This window comes from Deinococcus pimensis DSM 21231, assembly GCF_000519345.1.
Taxonomy (GTDB): Bacteria; Deinococcota; Deinococci; order Deinococcales; family Deinococcaceae; genus Deinococcus_A; species Deinococcus_A pimensis.
In genome coordinates, this window is record NZ_KI912665.1 from 1,559 (window position 1) to 3,838 (window position 2,280).

Genomic DNA, 2,280 nt, shown 5'->3' on the forward strand with positions numbered 1-2,280 from the left:
CGTGGGCCGCGGGCGGCAGGGCGGCCAGGGACAGGAGGGCGGCAAGCAGCGCGGCGCCGCGCGGGGCGCCCGGGAAAGGTTGTGGCATACCCCGAGAAGATCACGGGGCCGGGTGACCTTCATGAGACGGCCCTGATGCCGGTGAGTTCCCGCCGCGCCCGCGCCGCGCGGGTATATAAAGGGGAGTTCCATGACCGCTCCGACGCCCAACGCCCTCGACCGCCTCAAGCGGTGGCTGCTCGAACCCCAGGTGGGCCAGCAGGGCGCGCTCGTCACGCCGCCCGCCGAACCCGACGACCTCGTCGACGGGGGCGAGCGCGCCCCGCAGGCCGCGCCCCGCACGTACCCGTGGTGGCGCGTGATGTCCCTCACCGGGGTGGACTACTTCTCCACGCTGGGGTACCAGCCCGGCGTGGCCTTCCTCGCGGCGGGCGCGCTCTCGCCCGTCGCGACGCTCGTGCTGGTCCTCGTGACGCTGCTCGGCGCGCTCCCCGTCTACCGTCAGGTGGCGCGCGAGAGCCCGCACGGCGAGGGCTCCATCAGCATCCTGGAGCGGCTGCTGCCCTGGTGGCCCGGCAAGCTGATGGTGCTCGTCCTGATCGGCTTCCTCATCACGGACCTCACCATCACCGTGACGCTCTCCGCCGCCGACGCGAGCGTCCACCTCGTGCGGAACCCGCTGCTCTCGGGCCTGCTCCAGGACCGTCAACCCGGCCTGACGCTCGTGCTGATCCTGCTGCTCGGCGCGATCTTCCTGCGCGGCTTCCGCCTGCGCGTCTCGCTGGCCGCGCCGCTCGTGGTGGCCTACGTGGGCCTCGGCGCCGTCCTGATCGTCCGCGCCCTCGTGGAGCTCGCCGGACGGCCCGAACTGCTCTCGGCCTGGCGGGAGGGCCTCCTGCGGACGCACGGCGATCCCCTCGCGATGCTGGCGGTGGCCGCGCTGCTCTTCCCGCGGCTCGCGCTGGGCCTCAGCGGCTTCGAGACGGGCGTGACCGTCATGCCGCTCGTGCGCGGCGACCCGGACGACGCGTCGCGCGGCTACCGGGGCCGCATCCGTCAGACGCGGCAGCTGCTGCTCGTCGTGGCGCTCGTGATGAGCGTCCTGCTGCTCGGGTCGAGTCTCGTCACGACCCTGCTGATCCCGGCCGAGCAGTTCCGCGCGGGCGGCGAGGCGAACGGACGGGCGCTCGCGTACCTCGCGCACGCCCTGCTCGGGCCCGTCTTCGGCACCGCCTACGACCTCGTCACGATCCTGATCCTGTGGTTCGCGAGCGCGAGCGCCCTCGGGGGCCTCCTGAACCTCGTGCCGCGCTACCTGCCCCGCTACGGCATGGCGCCCGACTGGGCCCGCGTCACGCGGCCCCTCGTGCTGCTCTTCACCGTCATCTGCGTGGCCGTCACGATCATCTTCGGCGCGAGCGTGGACGCGCAGGCGGGCGCGTACGCGACGGGCGTGCTGGTCCTCATCACGGGCGCGTCGGTCGCGGTGACGCTCTCCGCGCGCCGCCGCTACGAACGCGTCCTCACGCTGCTGTACGCCCTCATCGCGGCGGTGTTCGTGTACACCACCATCGCGAACGCCATCGAACGCCCGGCGGGCGTGCGGATCGGCGCGGTCTTCATCCTCGCGGTCGTCGTCGTGTCGATCCTGTCGCGCGCGACCCGCTCGACGGAACTGCGCTACGAACGCATGGAGCTCGACCGCGCCGCCGAACGCTTCCTGATCGAGTCGGGCGGGCGGCCCATGCGCTTCGTCGCGCACCACCCCGGCCCGGACGGACGCCGCAGCGCCCGCTCCACCACCACGCCCGACGAGCGCGGCGACGAGTACCGCATCAAGACCCGCGAGGCGCGCGCGATGGTCCACCTGCCGCCCGGCGAGACGCCCGTCTTCATCGAGGTGCACGTCACGGACGCGAGCGAGTTCAGCGACGTCATCGAGGTGCGCGGCCTGGAGATCGGCGGGAACCGCGTGCTGCGCGTCGAGGCGGCCAGCGTGCCGAACGCCATCGCGGCGCTGCTGCTCTTCGTCCGCGACGCGACGCTGCAGGTGCCGCACGTGTACTTCGGCTGGAACGAACGCGGACCCGTCGCGAACGCCGCGCGCTTCCTGATCTCCGGAGAGGGCGACGTGGCCGTCGTCACGCACGAGATCCTGCGGCAGGCCGAGAAGGACCGCCGCCGCCGCCCCGTGGTGCACCTCGGCGGCTGATCCCCGCGATGTCAGACGAGCAGGGCGGGTTCCGGCCCGTCCTGCGCTTCCCCGGCGACGCTCGCGCC

1 protein-coding gene is annotated in these 2,280 nt (G+C 73.2%); it reads left to right on the plus strand.

Going from position 1 to position 2,280, the window contains the following annotated elements; translation table 11 throughout:
• The first annotated feature begins 190 nt into the window (after window positions 1–190).
• On the plus strand, window positions 191–2,212 hold the full coding sequence (locus DEIPI_RS0117780; protein ID WP_027482650.1) for an APC family permease: 2,022 nt from the start codon (window positions 191–193) through the stop codon (window positions 2,210–2,212).
• The last annotated feature ends 68 nt before the right edge of the window (window positions 2,213–2,280 follow it).